At 67.4% G+C, this 16,847-nt stretch carries 19 protein-coding genes; 12 read left to right on the top strand and 7 right to left on the bottom strand.

Annotated features, from left to right (window positions below; all coding sequences use genetic code 11):
* Positions 1-140 precede the first annotated feature (140 nt).
* Positions 141-1,508: a phosphoglucosamine mutase gene (glmM, locus tag NO876_RS00710; RefSeq protein WP_256419760.1), complete on the top strand. Its 1,368-nt coding sequence runs from the start codon at positions 141-143 to the stop codon at positions 1,506-1,508.
* A 34-nt stretch (positions 1,509-1,542) separates the two neighbouring features.
* Here glmM and NO876_RS00715 read toward each other — a convergent pair whose 3' ends face one another.
* The 4 genes from NO876_RS00715 to NO876_RS00730 all read right to left on the bottom strand — a co-directional run bounded on the left by NO876_RS00715 (position 1,543) and on the right by NO876_RS00730 (position 4,563).
* Complete coding sequence (locus tag NO876_RS00715; RefSeq protein WP_256419761.1) at positions 1,543-1,872, bottom strand: hypothetical protein; 330 nt, start codon at positions 1,870-1,872, stop codon at positions 1,543-1,545.
* A gap of 2 nt (positions 1,873-1,874) precedes the next feature.
* Entirely contained in the window at positions 1,875-3,071 is a 1,197-nt protein-coding gene (locus NO876_RS00720; protein ID WP_256419762.1) for a DUF7118 family protein, read from the bottom strand.
* Between the two features lie 5 nt (positions 3,072-3,076).
* Positions 3,077-3,445 (bottom strand): phosphoribosyl-AMP cyclohydrolase, encoded by a 369-nt coding sequence (hisI, locus tag NO876_RS00725; protein WP_256419763.1) that lies wholly within the window; start codon positions 3,443-3,445, stop codon positions 3,077-3,079.
* Positions 3,446-3,513: 68 nt separating this feature from the next.
* Positions 3,514-4,563 (bottom strand): A24 family peptidase C-terminal domain-containing protein, encoded by a 1,050-nt coding sequence (locus tag NO876_RS00730; RefSeq protein ID WP_256419764.1) that lies wholly within the window; start codon positions 4,561-4,563, stop codon positions 3,514-3,516.
* Between the two features lie 365 nt (positions 4,564-4,928).
* Here NO876_RS00730 and NO876_RS00735 point away from each other — a divergent pair, with 365 nt between their 5' ends.
* Both NO876_RS00735 and NO876_RS00740 read left to right on the top strand, forming a co-directional pair.
* Positions 4,929-6,782: a helicase C-terminal domain-containing protein gene (locus tag NO876_RS00735; protein WP_256419765.1), complete on the top strand. Its 1,854-nt coding sequence runs from the start codon at positions 4,929-4,931 to the stop codon at positions 6,780-6,782.
* A gap of 394 nt (positions 6,783-7,176) precedes the next feature.
* Positions 7,177-7,347, top strand: a complete 171-nt coding sequence (locus NO876_RS00740; RefSeq protein ID WP_256419766.1) for a DUF7317 family protein — start codon at positions 7,177-7,179, stop codon at positions 7,345-7,347.
* Positions 7,348-7,446: 99 nt separating this feature from the next.
* Here the strand turns inward: NO876_RS00740 and NO876_RS00745 are convergent, their stop codons facing one another.
* Complete coding sequence (locus tag NO876_RS00745; protein ID WP_256419767.1) at positions 7,447-8,559, bottom strand: 60S ribosomal export protein NMD3; 1,113 nt, start codon at positions 8,557-8,559, stop codon at positions 7,447-7,449.
* 131 nt (positions 8,560-8,690) lie between these two features.
* Here NO876_RS00745 and htpX point away from each other — a divergent pair, with 131 nt between their 5' ends.
* The 6 genes from htpX to NO876_RS00775 all read left to right on the top strand — a co-directional run bounded on the left by htpX (position 8,691) and on the right by NO876_RS00775 (position 14,073).
* Positions 8,691-9,560: a zinc metalloprotease HtpX gene (htpX, locus tag NO876_RS00750; protein WP_256419768.1), complete on the top strand. Its 870-nt coding sequence runs from the start codon at positions 8,691-8,693 to the stop codon at positions 9,558-9,560.
* Between the two features lie 27 nt (positions 9,561-9,587).
* The gene (gene pspAB, locus NO876_RS00755; protein WP_256419769.1) at positions 9,588-10,223 is read left to right on the top strand and encodes a PspA-associated protein PspAB; all 636 of its coding nucleotides are present in this window, start codon (positions 9,588-9,590) and stop codon (positions 10,221-10,223) included.
* Between the two features lie 260 nt (positions 10,224-10,483).
* Positions 10,484-11,146 carry a hypothetical protein gene (locus NO876_RS00760; RefSeq protein ID WP_256419770.1) on the top strand — a complete coding sequence of 221 codons (663 nt, stop codon included), beginning with the start codon at positions 10,484-10,486 and terminating at the stop codon, positions 11,144-11,146.
* Positions 11,143-12,498, top strand: coding sequence for a hypothetical protein (locus tag NO876_RS00765; RefSeq protein WP_256419771.1), 1,356 nt, complete (start codon positions 11,143-11,145; stop codon positions 12,496-12,498). The genes NO876_RS00760 and NO876_RS00765 overlap by 4 nt, the downstream gene beginning before the upstream one ends.
* 124 nt (positions 12,499-12,622) lie before the next feature.
* Positions 12,623-13,654 (top strand): DNA repair and recombination protein RadA, encoded by a 1,032-nt coding sequence (gene radA, locus NO876_RS00770; protein ID WP_256419772.1) that lies wholly within the window; start codon positions 12,623-12,625, stop codon positions 13,652-13,654.
* A gap of 197 nt (positions 13,655-13,851) precedes the next feature.
* On the top strand, positions 13,852-14,073 hold the full coding sequence (locus tag NO876_RS00775; protein WP_256419773.1) for a DNA-packaging protein FI: 222 nt from the start codon (positions 13,852-13,854) through the stop codon (positions 14,071-14,073).
* A 161-nt stretch (positions 14,074-14,234) separates the two neighbouring features.
* Here NO876_RS00775 and sufU read toward each other — a convergent pair whose 3' ends face one another.
* A complete protein-coding gene (gene sufU / locus NO876_RS00780; protein WP_256419774.1) occupies positions 14,235-14,660 on the bottom strand; it encodes a Fe-S cluster assembly sulfur transfer protein SufU in 426 nt (141 codons plus the stop codon).
* A 141-nt stretch (positions 14,661-14,801) separates the two neighbouring features.
* On the opposite strand from sufU, the gene NO876_RS00785 reads away from it, so the two are divergent.
* The 3 genes from NO876_RS00785 (at position 14,802) to NO876_RS00795 (ending at position 16,235) form a co-directional block, all read left to right on the top strand.
* Positions 14,802-15,131, top strand: coding sequence for a DUF7347 domain-containing protein (locus tag NO876_RS00785; protein ID WP_256419775.1), 330 nt, complete (start codon positions 14,802-14,804; stop codon positions 15,129-15,131).
* Positions 15,132-15,202: 71 nt separating this feature from the next.
* Positions 15,203-15,937 carry an AzlC family ABC transporter permease gene (locus tag NO876_RS00790; protein ID WP_256419776.1) on the top strand — a complete coding sequence of 245 codons (735 nt, stop codon included), beginning with the start codon at positions 15,203-15,205 and terminating at the stop codon, positions 15,935-15,937.
* Complete coding sequence (locus NO876_RS00795) at positions 15,930-16,235, top strand: AzlD family protein (RefSeq protein WP_256419777.1); 306 nt, start codon at positions 15,930-15,932, stop codon at positions 16,233-16,235. Before NO876_RS00790 ends, NO876_RS00795 begins: the two co-directional genes overlap by 8 nt.
* Here NO876_RS00795 and NO876_RS00800 read toward each other — a convergent pair.
* Positions 16,219-16,791 carry a mechanosensitive ion channel family protein gene (locus NO876_RS00800; RefSeq protein ID WP_256419778.1) on the bottom strand — a complete coding sequence of 191 codons (573 nt, stop codon included), beginning with the start codon at positions 16,789-16,791 and terminating at the stop codon, positions 16,219-16,221. The genes NO876_RS00795 and NO876_RS00800 overlap by 17 nt on opposite strands.
* Positions 16,792-16,847: the final 56 nt, after the last annotated feature.

Below are 16,847 nucleotides of genomic sequence, written 5' to 3' on the forward strand. Positions count from 1 at the left end.
CCACGATCGGCACGCGCTCCTGTCGGACGCGACCGTGATGCCGTCCGGCACCCGTTCGGTGGACGGATCGATCCTCCCACACAGGACCGCCTCCGGCCGTGTCGCAACCGCTTTCACTCCGGCCCGAGGAGACAGACGTAATGAAACTGTTCGGTTCGAGCGGCACTCGGGGTGTCGTCGGCGACAGCCTGACGCCCGAGTTCGTCCTCCGGATCGCCAAGGCGGCCGGGACGGTCTGGGACACCGACCGCGCCGTCGTCGCTCGGGACGCCCGCACGACCGGCGAGATGTTTTCGAACGCGGCCACGAGCGGACTCGAGAGCGTCGGCGTCGACGTCGATCGCCTCGGCCCCACGCCGACGCCGAGCGCCGTTCGCTACGCCGGCGAGACGGCGCGGCCGGCCATCGTGATCACGGCCTCGCACAACCCGCCGGAGTACAACGGCGTGAAACTCGTCGGCGCGGACGGCGTCGAACTCGGCATCGACGACCTCGAAGCGATCGAATCGCACGTCCTCGAGGAGCGATTCGCCACCGCCGCGTGGGACGCCGTCGGCGAGTCGCGACGGGTCGAATCGGCGAACCGCGAGTACGTCGCGGGGCTCCTCGACGCCGTCGACCGCGAGTCGATCGCGGAGGCGGACCTCACGGTCGCGCTCGACCCGGGTCACGGCCCGGGCGCGTTGACGAGTCCGACGTTCTTCCGCGAACTCGGCTGTGAGGTCGTCACCGTCAACGCCAACGCCGACGGCCACTTCCCCGGCCGCCCCTCCGAACCCGTCGAACCCAACCTCGGCGACCTCAAATCGCTGGTCCGCGCCGCCGACGCCGACGTCGGGATCGCCCACGACGGCGACGCCGACAGAGCGGTCTTCGTCGACGAGCGCGGCGAGTTCGTCGCCGGCGAGGCCTCGCTCGCCGCGCTCGCCGCCGCGGAACTGGACCCGGGCGACATCGCCGTGGCCGCGGTGAACGTCTCCCAGCGGCTCGTCGACGTCTGCGACGCGGCCGACGCGACGCTCGAACTCACCCCGATCGGCGCGACGAACATCATCACGCGAATCCGGGAACTCCACGCGGCCGGCGAGCGCGTCCCGATCGCCGGCGAGGGCAACGGCGGGATCTTCTACCCCGAGTACCGGCTGGTCCGCGACGGCGCGTACGTCGGCGCGAAGTTCCTCGAACTCGCCGCCGAGCGACCGGTCTCGGAGATCGTCTCGCCCTACACCGACTACGAGAACGTCCGGATCAACCTCTCGTACGACACCGAGGCGGAACTGAAGTCGATGCTCGATGCCGCCCGTCAGTTCGCCGAGTCGGCCGACGCCGAACCGAACACGACCGACGGCTACCGCCTCGACTACGGTGACGCCTGGGTGCTCGTCCGCCCCTCGGGTACCGAACCGAAAGTGCGCGTCTACGCCGAGGCGGCCGACGCGGAACGCGCGGAGCGCCTCGCCGAGGCGGCGGCCGAGCCGCTTCGCGACGCGCTCGCAGACCTGGACTGACTGGTCTCTGACCTGTGGACGCTTGCGTCGGATCTCAGAGGGCGAGTATCCCGAAAAGCAGACACAGACCGCCCAGCGCCAGGAGGACGAACCCCCGCTCGATCGCGACGTCCTCCGCGGGGTCTCCGGGTGGGTCGACGACGTCCGCCCCCGGCGTCCCACGGCCCGTTGACCGCTCGATCGACGTGTCGGTCCACGCGGGCGGATCTGCTCGCTCGGACGGCGCGTCGCTCCGCGTGTCTCGCTCGGGACGTGCGCCGCGTCGCCCTTTCAGCCGGCGGAGCGCCCGCCTCGTCCGGAGGTCGCGCGAGCCGTAGTACAGACACAGCGCCCCGGCACCGAACGCGACGGCCGAGACGAGCATCGTCAGTCGCGCGGTTCGTCGCTCGGTCCCGCCTCCCCGTGGAGCGCCGATTCGAGCCGTTCGCGAACGCTGCGGAGGCGGTCCAGTTCGGCCGCGGCCGCGCCCGAGTTGACCCGCTCGCGCGCCTCGGCGTCGAGTTCTTCGTGCGCGCGAGCGACGAACCGCAGGTCCTCGTAGTCGTCGCGGCGCGTGAGGTCCCGCGCGTTTCTCAGGCGTGCGACCGTCTCCTCGCTCGCGAACCGACCGAGGAGAGACGTCGCCTCGCGGACCCAGAGACGGAGCGACTCGGCCCTCGGCGGCGGCAGTTCGACGGTCAGCGGCTCGGCGGAGAGCCGTTCGAGGAACGTCCGGTGGACCGCGACGGTCGTCTGCAGCAGCGCGGGGTCCTCGGCGTAGTGGTCCAGTTTCGAACCGGAGTAGTCGGCGTACTCGAGCAGCGTCGGGATCGGTTCGTCGGCGTCGGGGCTCTCGCGGGCGAACTCTCTGAGGTCCCGCGGCGGCGACCTGAACGTGATCAGGGGAAACGACTCCGCGCGCTCTAAGAGCGCGATCACGTCGGCCGCCGCGGCCGACTCGTAGAACTCCCGGAACTCCTCGCTGACGGCCTCGTTGTACGCCCGAATCGGCTCCCGGAGCTCCTCGACCGGCGCGTCGAGGTCGGCGTCGGCGAAGGCCAGCGTCTCCTCGCGTCGCTCGATCTCCTCGTCGAGGTCGCGGAGACAGAGCCTCGCGTCCCGTCGAGCCTTCGAGACCGCCTCCTCGGCCTCCTCCCGGCGATCCAGGAGGTCGACGTACTCGGCGGCGGGTTCGAGATCGGCGCGTGCGCCCTCGAAGTCGTCCTCGCTCAGTCGGCGGCGGTCCATCCGTTCGGCGGCGGCCTCGAAGGCGTCCGTGGCGGGGACGTCGCCGTCGAGTTCCTCCAGGAGGCCGAGGAACTTGTCCTGGAACTCCACGTACGCCTGGAAGTCCCCCGTACCGGTCGCGGAGTCCTCGTAGCGGTCGAGCAGCCCCAGCGCCTTCCGGTAGGTGTCGGCCGCGGCGACGACGGCCTCTTCGCCGGCGTCGTCGATCGCGGCCTCGACTTCCTCGCGACGCTGCCGAGCCGCTCGGAGGTCGTCGATGCGCGCCTCGGCGGCGACGTGACTCTCGCCGTCGGCCCCCCGGTCTCTCCCGTCCGTGGTCGAACCTGACTCTGCCATCGATCTCACTCGTAGACGTCGTCGGGGTCGAACACGCGCTCGCCGACGTGCTCGCCGTCGACCGTACGGTAGAAGCACGAGCGGTGGCCGGTGTGACACGCGCCGCCGGTCTGCTCGACGAGGTACAACAGCGTGTCCGCGTCGCAGTCGACGCGGATCTCCTCGACCGACTGGGTGTGCCCGCTCGTCGCACCCTTCTCCCAGAGCTCGTCACGGCTGCGGGAGTAGTAGTGCGCGCGTCCGGTCTCGCGCGTTCGTTCGAGCGCCTCCCTCGAGACGTACGCGAGCATCAACACCTCGCCGGAGTCGGCGTCCTGTGCCACGGCGGGGACGAGTCCGTCCGCGCCGAAGTCGACCTCGACGTCGTCGGTCATTGGTTCGATCGACGGGAGTCCGGCCGATAGGTCTTTTGCCCCCCGCCGGCGTCGACGTCGGAACGGCGTCACAGGACGCCGAGCGCTTCGAGGACACCGAAGACGATGTCGCCGTACGCGAACGCCAGCAGCGTCCCGACGAACATCGGCACGAGGAACGGGATCCCCGGCGAGATCCAGACCTCATCGCGCTCGGCGACGACCTCCAGCCCGCCGCGGAGCTTCTCCGGCGTCGTGCCGTAGGCGCTTCCGTCGATGCCGTCGAGGAAGGCCTCGGCGGCCCACGAATCGTCGGTTTCGGCTGCCGTGCCCGCGTCCCCGCCGTCGCTCTCGGCGGCCATTCCGCCGTCGGATTCGACGCTTGGAGCGTCGCTACTCGGCTTCGGGGCGCTCTCGCTCCCGCCGTCGCCCTCGACACCGACCGCTCCGTCCGTCGGATCGTACGTCTCTCCGACGCTCTCCGGATCGCGGAGTTGGTCGGCGTCCGCTCGCAACTCGTCGAGGCTCAGCCCGCGCCAGCGGAGGTACATCCGCAGCGCGTCGATGTCGAGGCCGTTCCGCGAGAAGCCCTCGGGCGTCTCGTACAGGCGGCCGTGCGCGTCGGAGAGCCCGTCGACGGTGATCCGCGTCCCGAGGAACGATACCGGGAACCGGACGTCGCCAGCGAGGACGTTTCGCACGCCGAGCGCCAGCGGGTAGCCGGCGGCGAGGACGACCGTGTTCGTGAGGATTGTCATCGAGAAGACGCCCAGCGTGGTGACGACCTCCGGCAGCGTGAACCCGAGAAAGTAGTACGTCGGGAACGTCGGCAGGAGGATCGCGATCGTGATGAGCGCCTTCGCGTCCGCGCCGCCGAAGCCGCCGATCCACCAGAAGCCGTAGGCGATCGGCGCGACGAGAAAGAGGCTGATGGCGACGCGGACGAAGAACAGCACGTCGGCGGAGGTCGCGAGCGCGAGGTGGCCGACCGATTCCCACGCGAGGAGCAGGAGTCCGAGGCCGACGAGGGGGTACCAGGTCCGGGTGGACACCCGTCTGGTCTCGATGTCCCGCCACGCCGCCCACCCGAGCACCGGGAGCACGGCCAGTCGAAGCAGATCCGGAACGCTGGCGAACATACAGGGGAAGCGAACCCGGGGGAGTTGTAGTTTGCGTCTATACCCTGGTTCTGTCGGTACTCATTCCGGTACGACTGCGACCGAGACGACTTCGGAAGCCCCCGCGCGCTCGACGGCTGCGACTCGTTGCGCTCCTCGCTCCGCTGCGGTGCTTACGTCGTCTCGCTCGTCGAGCGCGCGCCCCTTCCATTCCCGATGTCCCGCTCGTTCCACTCGCGGGACTCCCATCCGCGTCGGTTGGTCCCTCCCGAATTCGCGGCGGTTCTTCGGCCGCAATCGCCCGATCCGAGTCGGGGCCGTCGCGTCGCTTCCCCTCAGGGCTGTCGCGTCTGAACCTTTTTACCCGAGAGCGCCACAGAGCCAGTGTGGACCCCGATCGGATCCCCTCGTCGTTTCCGGCCCCGAGCTACCGCGGTGCGCAGGAGGAAGCGCTCTCGGACATCCGCGACGCCTTCGCCGCCGGGAACGACGTCGTGCTCGTCCGGGCACCGACGGGGAGCGGGAAGTCGCTTCTCGCGCGGGCGATCGCCGGCGCGGCCGCGACGACGGACGATGTCTCGCCCGCCGAGGCGACCGACGCGTACTACACGACGCCGCAGGTCTCTCAGCTCGACGACGTCGCGGAGGATCCGCTCCTCGACGACCTGAACGTGATCAGGGGAAAGTCGAACTACACGTGCATCCTGAACGGCGAGACCGACACGCCGGTCGACCGCGCGCCGTGCGCCAGACAGGCGGGCTTCGACTGTTCCGTTCGGCATCGCTGTCCGTACTTTTCGGACCGCGCGATCGCCTCGAACCGCCGAATTGCGGCGATGACGCTGGCGTACTTCATGCAGACCGCCGGCTCCGAGGTCTTCCGCAAGCGCGACGTCGTGGTGATCGACGAGGCCCACGGTCTCGCTGAATGGGCGGAGATGTACGCGACCGTGGATCTGAACCCCCGGACGGTGCCGGTCTGGGACGACGTGGGGATCCCGGACGTCGCGGCCGACGGCGACCCCCTCGAACGGACCGTCCGGTTCGCCGAGACGCTGGCGGGCGCGGTCGAGCGCGCGAAGGACGAACTGCTCAGAAAGCCGGAACTGACGCCCGAAGAGGCGGCGCGTCGGGACCGCCTGCAGGAGCTTCGCTCGGAGCTTCAGTGGTTCGTCGAGGACTACCGGAACCCGGAGAGCCCGACGACCTGGGTCGTCGATCAGCCCGACGGCGAGGGGGGTGCGATCACGATCAAGCCGCTCGATCCGGCGCGGTACCTGCATCACACCGTCTGGGACCGCGGCAACAAGTTCGCGCTCCTGTCGGCGACGATCCTCAATAAAGAAGCGTTCTGCCGGGGCGTCGGCCTCGACCCCGCGAACGTCGCCCTCGTCGACGTCGAGCACACGTTTCCCGTCGATAACCGCCCGCTGTACGACGTGACGCGGGGGAAGATGACCTACGACGAGCGAGACGAGACGCTCCCGAAGGTGGCCCGGACGCTGGTCCGGATTATGGCGCACCACCCCGACGAGAAGGGTCTCGTCCACTGTCACTCCTACGCGATCCAGTCGGAACTCCGTCGCCGACTGGCCCAACTCGGCCTCGGGGGTCGCGTCCGGGCGCACGACCGGGAGAACCGCGACGCCGAACTGGACTCGTGGAAGGCGACCGACGACTCCGACGTCTTCCTCTCGGTCAAGATGGAGGAGGCGCTCGATCTCACGGGCGATCTCTGCCGCTGGCAGGTCGTCTGCAAGGCCCCCTATCTCAACACGAACGACTCGCGGGTCGCGCGTCGCCTCGAAGAGGGGCAGTGGTCGTGGTACCGACGGGCGGCGCTCCGGACCGTGATCCAGGCCTGCGGTCGGGTCGTCCGCGCGCCCGACGACTACGGCGCGACCTACCTCGCGGACTCGTCGCTGCTCGACCTGTTCGAGCGGACGCGGAGCGATATGCCCGGCTGGTTTCGCGACCAGGTCGACCGACTGTCGGAACCGGACCTCCCCGAGTTCGATCAGGTCGCGGCCGGCGGTGCGCCTGGTTCAGCTTCGGGATCGGGCCGCTCGAAATCGTCGGCGACGAATCGCCGCCGGACGTCGAACCGAAGTCGGGAACGCTCGAAGACGCGGTCGGAATCGTCGCAGTCGAACGAATCGAGCATCGACCGCTCGGTCTCCGATGGCGATGACGACGACCGATCGAGTCACCCGCTCTCCGACGTCTGGGGCGACGGATAGGACGGGATCGCTCCCCGAGGGATCGGACTCTCGCAGTCGGTTCGGCTACTCACAAAAGGAGCGCTGCTCCGTAGGCGAACGAAGAACCGACCATCAGGAGGACGAGTATCAACGCGAGCACCTGCTGTCGATCCATATCCGGCGTTCGTCCTCCATCGATTCAATTCTTTCGCTCGTCGGTGACGCGTGCCAGGAAGCTGGTGTGTAACTTCACAGCGAATCCGCTCGATGCCGAAACAAGTACTTAATGAATGTTAATTTAGGTTTAGATATAGGTTCTAATATCGATAAATTCGCTACGTTCGTTTCCTATAGTGAGATCACACTGTCTCTTTGAGACGGTATAACACAGAATACTTAACACTCCTCACCTCGTGGAGACGAATGTCCCGCAATGTATACCCACGGGCTGAACACGGCGATGACCCTGTACCGGAACGGAACACTGACGCTCTCACAGGCGGCGTCTCGGGCGGGCCGCTCGACGGACGCGTTCGCCACTGCGCTCGTGCGGCACGGTATCACGGTTCGCGAGAATCAGATGCGCTCGCGGACGGCGGAATGACCGCTTCGGGGGATTGAGGCGACCCGTCCGGTTGCTATCGGTCGCTCGTTCGCCCTGTCTCGGCGGCCACTCGTTTTTGACGTAGCAACCGACTCGCCGCTATTCGCCGCGCTCGTCGGGGAGAATGTGCAGTCCGGCGCGACTCTTCAACACCGAGACGGTGTCGGCGTCGCTGTCGACGTACGACGGCCGCGAGATGGTCTTCGACTCGTACGTCTCGGGATCGAGCACCTGAATCGCGTACTCGTCTTCGACGGCCACGACCGTCGTCTCGGTTGCGTCATCGGCGGTCCCGACCAAGCGGGCGTCGGGTGTCTCGCCCTCCTCGAAGGCCGCCTCGTAGGGGTCGCCGGTCGCGAGTCGAACGCCCTTCAGGTTCCCGCGGACGCTCCTGACCAGCACCGGCCCATCGTCGTCGTCGGGATCGACCACGTCGCCGGGCGTGAATTTCGGGAGACGCACCGCGTAGGTCACCCGGTAGACCTCGTTGCCGTCGCCGTCCTCGGTCACGAGCGTCGGATACTCCTCGACGTTGCCGCCGAGTTCCCTGACGATCCGCTTTGCGACGCCGCCGCCCATCTGATTCGTCGATATCTTGATGTCGGTGCCGTCGTCGGTCTCGGTGATCTCGGAGATGAACGCCTCGCGGTCGCCGGTCGCCTCGCGCTCTGCGACGTAGGATTCGGAGATCTCCACCGCGCGCCGTTCCTCCTCGGCGGTGGGCGTCCGCTCGTCGGCCCGCACCTGGACGATACTGGCGTAGTAACCGCCGGCGATCCGGCCGCAGCGGTCGCAGGTCTGCCGGGAGATGTACACCGGGACGGTCACGCTCTCCTCGCGGTAGGTGTCGCGGACGACCCCACCGAACGTGCAGTGCATCCGGATAGTGTTCTCGTCGAGCTGCTCGGGTTCGACGCCCCAACGGATGTCTTCGGCCTTCAGGTGGACGCCGAGCGCCTCGGTCACCTGCTCGATCGCGACGTCCGTGTAATCCTCCGCGTCGACGTCGACCCAGCGGTTGCCCTCGTGGACCGCGCCGCACTGCGAACAGACCCGGACCTCGATCCGGTCGGGCGCGTCGACGAGGTCGAAGTCCTCGAAGTAGCAGTCGTCACAGAGGACGGCGTCGCGCTCGCGGGGTTCGCCGGGAAGCGGGTCCTCACGCTCCGGAACCGGGTCGCCACAGCGAGGACAGAAGTCTCCCGAACTCATCGGTGTCCGTAGACGACCGAGTCGGTTAAGCGCGACGAAGCGCGTCGGGTGGGGCGGTGCTATCTCCCCGTCGGCCCAACTGGCGTCTGCCTCTGCAACACCGTTTATTACCCCGAAGCCGTAGGCGGGGTATGGAGTGGAAACCCGACTGGGGACTCAGGGGCCGGATGGTCCTGACGATGTTCCTGCTTTTCGCCCTCTATCTCGTCTTCGTGGGGGCGCTGTGGCAGACGGACTCGTTCGTCTTCCTCCCGCTGATGGGCGTGTTCGTCCTCGCACAGTTCTTCTTCAGCGACAAACTGGCGCTGTACAGTATGGGCGCGAAGGAGGTGTCCGAAGACGAGTATCCGGAACTCCACGCGACGATTTCGCGGCTCAGCCAGCAGGCCGACCTACCGAAACCGACGGTCGCCGTCGCCGACTCGCGCGTCCCGAACGCCTTCGCGGCCGGACGCTCACAGAAGAAGTCGACGGTCTGTGTGACGACCGAGCTCCTCCGGACGCTCGACCGCGACGAACTGGAGGGCGTGATCGCCCACGAGCTCGCGCACGTGAAGAACCGCGACGTGATGGTGATGACCATCGCGTCGTTCCTCTCGACGGTCGCGTTCATGATCGTCCGGATGGGATTCTGGTTCGGCGGCGGCCGGAACCGACAGGGCGGCGGGGGGTTCCTCGTCGCTATCGTCGCCTCGCTGGTCGTCTGGATCGTCTCGTTCTTCCTGATCCGCGCGCTCTCGCGGTACCGCGAGTTCGCGGCCGACCGCGGCGGCGCGCTGATCACGGGACGCCCCTCGGCGCTCGCCTCCGCGCTCTTGAAGATCGACGGTCGGATGGACAAGGTCCCGAAGGAGGACCTCCGCGAGCAGTCGGAGATGAACGCGTTCTTCATCGTACCGCTGAAGAGCGACGTCATCGGCCGACTGTTCAGTACCCACCCGGCGACCGAAAAGCGCGTCGACCGCCTGCGCGACCTCGAACGGGAACTGGAGTCTCAGTGAGATGTCGCTAACAGAGGCTCCCCGCTGATGGGCATCTTCGACGCGATCCGATCGGTCCTCGGGACGAGCGCCGAGGCGGACGCGACCCGCGACGCCGACCCGGAGGACCTCTTCGGGATGAGCACGGCCTACGTCACGATGGAGGCCGACCTCGGATACACCTCCGTCGGGGCCGCGGCGCTCTGTTTCTCCGGCGTCGACAGCACCGACTTCGCCGAGACCGTCGAGGACGTCGAAACGATCCTCCGCGCCGGCGAGGAGGAGACCGGCACGGCGTTCGAACTCCGCGAGGACAGCCACGGCTGGGAGTGGGTCGTCCTCCGCGACGACGATCCCGAGGACCTGGTGACGAGCGTCCACTTCGCCGCCGACGAGTTCATCGAACGCGGCTACGGCTCTCGGATCCTCGCCGCGGTTTTCGGCTTCGAGCGAACCGGAGACCGTCGTGGTGACGACGACGGCGACGCCGACCGCGCCTACTGGATCTACTCGTTCCGGCGGGGCGCGTACTACCCGTTCGCACCGAAGTCCGGCAAGGAGCGGAACCAGCGCCTGGAGTTCAAATTGGAGTCGATGCTCGACGGCGAACTGGGACTGGAGGACGACGAGTCCTACTGGTACCCGATGTGGCCCGATACGGCAGGCGGCCACCCCTGGGAGTGAGACGGGCTGTGGGTGCGGACGTATCGTTTGGAGGGACCTGGCGAACAGTCGGCACGACGGTTTTCTCGACGCCGATCGGATCTGGTCGGTCTAGGAGCGGCGTTTGTCACCCGCGTCGACGTGCCGAGCAACCGCGGCTCGACGCGGGGCGATCTCTAGCGCACGCCGCGTCTGGCCGCCCGATCGTACATAAACGCTCGTCGGACCGGCAGTGGCCGTTCCCGTGGCTATTTTATTCCCCTCCCGAGTAGTTTCGTTCGATGCCCTCCACTACGCCCGCGCCGACTAGACGTCGGCTCCTCCAGTCGGTCGCTGCCGCCCTCAGCGCGTCCGCGCTCGCCGGCTGCGGCGGCAGCGGTTCTACCTCGGGCACCGCCAGCGTCGGACCCGACGCTTCCCCGCCCGAAGACGCCCTGACCGACCCGACGCACGTCAGCCTCCGGAACTCCGAACTGGCCCCGATCGTCGAGGAGCGGGACTCGGAGACGGACGCGTCCGAGAGCGATACCGCCGGCACTCGGCGGTTCGACGATTGGCAACACGACCTCGTCGTCGACGCCGAACGAGCCGCGTCGCTCACGTTCGCGGACGTCGATGGCGCCGACGAGGCCCGCGCGCTCCTCGAGGAGACCGACTTCGAGTCGGAATCGGTGTACGTCGAGGGGCACGTCGTTCCCGAGTGTTACGAACGACGGCTCTGCTGGGTCCGGTGGACCGACTCGGAGATCGAGACCGACTACGCGCGGATCCTTCGGGATGCCGACGTCGCCTGCGAGGCCGACGCCGACGACTTCGTGACGAACCTCATCCGCATCCCGGCCGCGCTGAACCCCGACGACGTCCGGAGCTACGGATCTAGCGGCGGCAGCGGTCCCTGTCGAACGCCGACGGGTGAATCGATGGCGACCGGGGAGGGAGCGTGACCCGAACACCCGCGGACTCTCGACGAGACGGTCGTATCGGCCGCCGAGAGCTGCTGGCGCTCTCAGGCGCGCTCGGGCTCACGTCTCTCGCGGGATGTCTCGATCAGCTCCCCGGATCGGGACCGGCGACCGTCGACGGCGACGCGCTCGCGGCCGTCGTCGACGACGGAGCTCCCGAGGTGGCCGAGACGCTCCCGGTCGACATCGAGGCGTCGTTCGTCGCCGAACAGCGCGAGGTCGCCGAGGCGAAACTCGACTCGGTGCCCGCGCCGTTCGACGAGGCGGAGATACCGAACGGCGTGATCCGCGAACGGATGAACGGGGAGTACGAGGCCGCAGGCGAGTCGATCAGCGCGTCTTCGGGAACCGGGACGGCTCACGAACGGCTCGAGCATACGACTCACGCCCGGGCGAGCGCACACGAGGTACAGACCGCCTGGCGCGCGATCGAGGGGGACGCGACCGTCGATGACCTCCGCGAGTCACGATCGACCGTCGACGCCGACGTCGACGCGCTCACCTCCCGATGGGAGTACGTCGGCGACGACCCGGTGCGGGCGGCGATCGTCCACGCGGAGATCGAGCGCGCGATCCGCGGCGCGCGGAACTGGCTGTCGTTCCGGGAGCGCGACCTCGAATACGCGGCGGAACAGCCGCTCAGATTCGGGGACGTTGCCGCCGACGTCGAACGCGCGCGGACTTCGGTAGCGGTCGCCTCGTACTACTTCGATCAGTTTCGCGAGAGCCTCGCGCGGGAGGCGACCCTCCGCGAGCGGTTCGCGGCCGCGCGAGACGCCCTCGACGAGCGAGTCCGGACCCGCGGCGAGTCGCTCCCCGAAGAGGCCGACGATCCGACGTCCCTCCTGGACCGGGACGTCGGCCAGACCGCCGGCGTGATCGCACTCGACGACATCCTCCGGAACGCGCGGTGGCGCACCGAAGACCGCGGCGACGAGCAGGAGACGCCGTCACTCGCGGGCGCCGCGCTCGACGCGACGGGAACGCTCGTGTACCTCCGCGCGTTCGAGGCGCTTCGCGAACGACTCGAGGGGGGCGACGACGTCGCCGTCGACGAGGTGGACGACGTCGCCGAACTCCGTACCGACGCCATCGACGCGATCAGCGCCGCTCGCGAGGCGGATCGAAATCGCCTCGTCGTCGACGCGGTCCTCCCGCGGTTCGCCCGAGAGCTGCGCTGGATCGACGATCAGATCTCTCGATACGAGGACGACACGCGGGTTGACTTCGCCGAGCGCGAGGCCGCCGGGTACGTCGTCGTCGCCGAAACGTGCCGCGCGGTCCCACCCGTCAGTGCCGACGTGGCGTCGATACTCCGCGGCGACGACGCGTAACTCGCGGCCTTCGGTTTGAACCTTCGCTGACTCGCACCACGAGCGTCCTCTCAGTCGCGCGTTTCCACTTCCACTCTGGTGTTAACGAGGGTTTATGTGCGAGTGGGACCCAGCAGTGGATACAATGCCAGAAGACGACCTCGAGAGTCTTCCCGGAGTGGGCCCCGCGACCGCAGACAAACTCGTCGATTCCGGATTCGAGAGCTACCAGGCGATCGCCGTCGCGAGTCCCGGCGAGATGTCCAACACCGCCGACGTCGGCGAGTCGACCGCGGCCGACATCATCAACGCCGCGCGCGACGCCGCCGACATCGGCGGCTTCGAGACGGGTGCGACCGTCCTCGAACGGCGCGAGCAGATCGGGAAGCTCTCGTGGCTGATCCCCGAGGTCGACGAACTGCTGGGCGGCGGTATCGAGACGCAGTCGATCACCGAGGTGTACGGCGAGTTCGGTGCCGGCAAGTCGCAGGTCACTCACCAGATGGCCGTCAACGTCCAACTCCCGCAGGAACACGGCGGGCTCGAGGGCTCGTGCATCTTCATCGACTCCGAGGACACGTTCCGCCCCGAGCGGATCGACGATATGATCCGCGGCCTCGACGACGAGATCGTCGCCGACCTCCTGGAGCGACGCGAGATCGAGGGCTCGCCCGGCGACGAGGAGACGATGAGCGACCTCCTGGACAGCTTCCTCGATCACATCCACGTCGCGAAGGCGTTCAACTCCAACCACCAGATTCTCCTCGCAGAGAAGGCCAAGGAGATCGCCCGCGACAACGAGGACGCGGAGTTCCCCGTCCGCTTACTCTGCGTCGACTCGCTCACCGCGCACTTCCGCGCGGAGTACGTCGGCCGGGGACAACTCGCCGATCGACAGCAGAAGCTCAACAAGCACCTCCACGACCTGATGCGCATCGGCGACCTCTACAACACGGCCGTGCTGGTGACGAACCAGGTCGCCTCCAACCCCGACTCGTACTTCGGCGACCCGACGCAGCCGATCGGCGGCAACATCCTCGGGCACACCTCGACGTTCCGGATGTACCTCCGGAAGTCGAAGGGCGACAAGCGGATCGTCAAACTCGTCGACGCGCCCAACCTCGCCGACGGCGAGGCCATAATGCGCGTCCAGGACGGCGGCCTGAAGCCCGAATAAACATCTACCTTTTTGTGCGGAGGGTTTCCTCGCTCACTGCGCTCGCTGCGGGAACCCTCCGCGCAAAAACCTAGAGGGAAAAGTGCCGCCGACTTCACGGCCTTCGGCCGTTCGTCGGCGGTGAACCGCTCGCTCACTGCGTTCGCTCGCGGATGCTCAATACAATTATATTATTACTGAGTGTGTTCTATCGTACGATGGTTCCCTTGCAAGTGCCTGGCGGGCCGGAACTGCTCATCGTTGGCCTCATCTTTCTCATCTTCGGAACGGGGCTCGTCGTGATCATCGGAGCGATTGCGTACCTCGCTCGCCGCGGCTCCGGGAAATCCGGCTCCGAGCAACAGCGGATAGCCGAACTCGAACAGCGCGTCGCGGAACTGGAGGAGGAACTTGACAGTGGGGACGGCTCAGGCGAATAACGGGGTCTCACAGAACTCGTCACAGGCCCTCGCTCACTGCCAAGCGGACCGACTCTGCCGTCTTCGACGGCTTCGTCAGTGAACCGCTCGCTGGAAGCCGGCGCGGAGCGCACCCGAGGCGGAAAAAGGTGGGGCTGAAAGGTGGGGGAGGCAGGTCGGGGTCAGTCGTCCTCTTCAGTCGTCGTCTCGTCGATGTCGACGTCGCCCTCGTGGATCCTCGCGCCGTCCTGGGCCACCTGCCGGGCGAGCACGGCGCACTTGATCCGCATCGGCGAGATGTCGACGCCGAGCATATCTGTCACGTCGTCGGTGTCCATCGCTTCGAGTTCCGACAGCGTCAGCCCGCGGAGCTTCTCCGAAAGCATACTCGCGGAGGCCTGACTGATCGCGCAGCCGTCGCCGGTGAACGTGACGTACTCGATGGTCTCCCCGTCGTCTTCGAGACTGACGTTCACCGTGATCGTATCGCCGCAGGAGGGGTTCTCCCCGGTGTGTGAGAAGTCCGGATCGGACATCTCGCCCTTGTTCCGGGGGTTCTTGTAGTGATCCAGGATCTGCTGCCGATACATATCCGAGCCCATTCCCATTGTTGCCTGAGGTAGGCCTGTCTCGCGCAAAAGAGTTCCGCCGCCACGCACGGGCGGTCGCGACGAACGCTGTCTGGCGGGAGACTCCAGCCGTCTCGATGTACCGATATCTCTACGGTTCTTCGGACACGACGGGGACCGATGGCGATCCCTACGTGGCTCAGCGACCCCGACGCGTCGGAGTCCTCGTCGCTCCGGACCACCGAGATCGAGGGCGTCTCCGAGACGCTCGATGTCCTCTCGAACCCGATTCGGCTCGAAATCCTCGCAACGCTTCACCAGCGCCCCGGAGACGTTCGGTACGCCGACCTGCGGGCGGAACTGTCGATCCGTGACAAGGGGCGATTGAACTATCACCTTCGGCAACTCGACGGGCTCGTCGACCGTGACGACGGTCGCTATACCCTCACCGACCGCGGGCGACGACTCGTTCGACAGGTGGCCACAGCGGACGTCTGGAACGCTCCGTAGACGGACCCCCAAGCGGAGAAATCCTCTTCTCCGAGCGTTTAGGGTCCGGTGCCGTCAAGACGATCCCGCTGATGAGTCAGAAGCGGAACGATCACGCACCGGACGCGCCCGAACCGATCGAGTCGATGTCGTTTTCATCGGCGGGGCTCCGCGCCGGCTTCGTCCGCTGTACGCCGATCGCGCTCGGCGTCGCGGGCTACGGATTCGTCTTCGGTGTTCTCGCCGATCGAGCGGGCCTCAGCGCGGCCGAGGCGACACTGATGAGCGCGACCGTGCTCGCCGGGGCGGCCCAGCTCGTCGCGATAGAGATCTGGACGGAGCCGATTCCCATCCTCGCGGTCGTGGGAACGACGCTCGTCGTGAACCTCCGGTATCTGCTGATGGGGGCGGCGCTCCGGCCCTGGTTCCGGCATCTCTCGCCGATACAAGCGTACGCGAGCGCGTTCTTCACCGCCGACGAGAACTGGGCGCTCACGATCGGCGAACTGCGCTCCGGCGGTCGCCAGGGCGCCTTCCTGCTCGGGAGCGGCCTCGCGATCTGGACGTTCTGGGTCCTCGCCACGTTGCTCGGCGTTACGGTTGGCGGAAGTATCGAGCGGCCCGCTCGGTTCGGCCTGGATTTCGTCCTCACGGCGGTCTTTCTCGTCCTCGTGACCGAACTCTGGGAGGGTCGGTCTAGCCTCCCCGCGTGGACCGTCGCCGCCGTGGTTGCGGTGTTGACCGCTCGCTTACTCCCCGGATACTGGTACGTGCTGTGCGGCGGCCTGTCCGGAAGTCTCCTGCAGGCGGCGTGGTACGATGGTTGACCTCGATCCGACGGTCGTCGCCGTCGTCCTCGCGATGAGCGTCGCGACGTACGCGACGAAAGCGGGCGGGCTCTGGCTGCTCGGTCGAGTCGAACTCTCGGGACGAACCGAGGCGGCGCTCGACGCCCTCCCCGGTGCGGTCGTGATCTCGCTGCTCGTCCCGACGCTGTCCGAGTTCGGGGTTCCCGGTCTCGTCTCGGCGGCTGCAGTCCTGTTCGTCGCCCGACGGACCGACAGCGTCCTCCTGGCGCTCGGGGTCGGAATGGTGGCCGTGATCTCGCTCAGGCGTCTGCTGTAGCGTCGTCGTCGCCGACCAACTGCGTCCACTTCTTTTCGACGTCGCGGTTCGCGACGACGACGGTGTCGCCCTCCTCGTTTCTGAATCGGGTCTTCCGGAGTTCGATCGCCGTCACGACGCCGGTGACGGGGTCGGATTTCACCTCGTCACCGGGGTTGAAGTCCGGATCGCGGAGCAGGTACACGCCCGCGACGGTGTCGGCGATCATGTTCGAGAGGGCGTAGGAGACGCCGAGCGCGACGAAGCCGGCGGCGGTCCCGAGGCTCGCGGCGATCTCGCCCATACCGAAGATGTTCAGGAGCGTCAGCCCGACGCCGAACCACAGGAAGACGCCGGCGACGGTCACGCCGAGGTCGACGATGAGGCGCTGTTCGTCGGGATAGACGGCGTCGAGCGCCCGGCGGATGACGCGCATAAGCAGCCGGATTCCCAGATACGCGATCGTGAGAAACACGAGGCCGGTCAGGACCTTCGGGGCGGCCTCCTGCAGCCCCATCGCGAACTCGTTGATCGTCCGCTGGATCGTCTCGACGAGGAATCGACCGACTGTGGGCATCGGTGCCGGGAGGTCACGAGACAGCCACAAAGAGCTTCGGGGACGGTGGATCCGAC

This window comes from Halobellus rarus, from assembly GCF_024494595.1.
Classification (GTDB): Archaea; Halobacteriota; Halobacteria; order Halobacteriales; family Haloferacaceae; genus Haloquadratum; species Haloquadratum rarum.

Coding starts and splice junctions, on each gene's coding strand:
- glmM (WP_256419760.1), top strand. CDS start 141: ATGAAACTGTTCGGTTCGAGCGGCACTCGGGGTGTCGTCGGCGACAGC.
- NO876_RS00715 (WP_256419761.1), bottom strand. CDS start 1,872: ATGCTCGTCTCGGCCGTCGCGTTCGGTGCCGGGGCGCTGTGTCTGTAC.
- NO876_RS00720 (WP_256419762.1), bottom strand. CDS start 3,071: ATGGCAGAGTCAGGTTCGACCACGGACGGGAGAGACCGGGGGGCCGAC.
- hisI (WP_256419763.1), bottom strand. CDS start 3,445: ATGACCGACGACGTCGAGGTCGACTTCGGCGCGGACGGACTCGTCCCC.
- NO876_RS00730 (WP_256419764.1), bottom strand. CDS start 4,563: ATGTTCGCCAGCGTTCCGGATCTGCTTCGACTGGCCGTGCTCCCGGTG.
- NO876_RS00740 (WP_256419766.1), top strand. CDS start 7,177: ATGTATACCCACGGGCTGAACACGGCGATGACCCTGTACCGGAACGGA.
- NO876_RS00745 (WP_256419767.1), bottom strand. CDS start 8,559: ATGAGTTCGGGAGACTTCTGTCCTCGCTGTGGCGACCCGGTTCCGGAG.
- htpX (WP_256419768.1), top strand. CDS start 8,691: ATGGAGTGGAAACCCGACTGGGGACTCAGGGGCCGGATGGTCCTGACG.
- pspAB (WP_256419769.1), top strand. CDS start 9,588: ATGGGCATCTTCGACGCGATCCGATCGGTCCTCGGGACGAGCGCCGAG.
- NO876_RS00760 (WP_256419770.1), top strand. CDS start 10,484: ATGCCCTCCACTACGCCCGCGCCGACTAGACGTCGGCTCCTCCAGTCG.
- radA (WP_256419772.1), top strand. CDS start 12,623: ATGCCAGAAGACGACCTCGAGAGTCTTCCCGGAGTGGGCCCCGCGACC.
- NO876_RS00775 (WP_256419773.1), top strand. CDS start 13,852: ATGGTTCCCTTGCAAGTGCCTGGCGGGCCGGAACTGCTCATCGTTGGC.
- sufU (WP_256419774.1), bottom strand. CDS start 14,660: ATGGGAATGGGCTCGGATATGTATCGGCAGCAGATCCTGGATCACTAC.
- NO876_RS00785 (WP_256419775.1), top strand. CDS start 14,802: ATGGCGATCCCTACGTGGCTCAGCGACCCCGACGCGTCGGAGTCCTCG.
- NO876_RS00790 (WP_256419776.1), top strand. CDS start 15,203: ATGAGTCAGAAGCGGAACGATCACGCACCGGACGCGCCCGAACCGATC.
- NO876_RS00795 (WP_256419777.1), top strand. CDS start 15,930: ATGGTTGACCTCGATCCGACGGTCGTCGCCGTCGTCCTCGCGATGAGC.
- NO876_RS00800 (WP_256419778.1), bottom strand. CDS start 16,791: ATGCCCACAGTCGGTCGATTCCTCGTCGAGACGATCCAGCGGACGATC.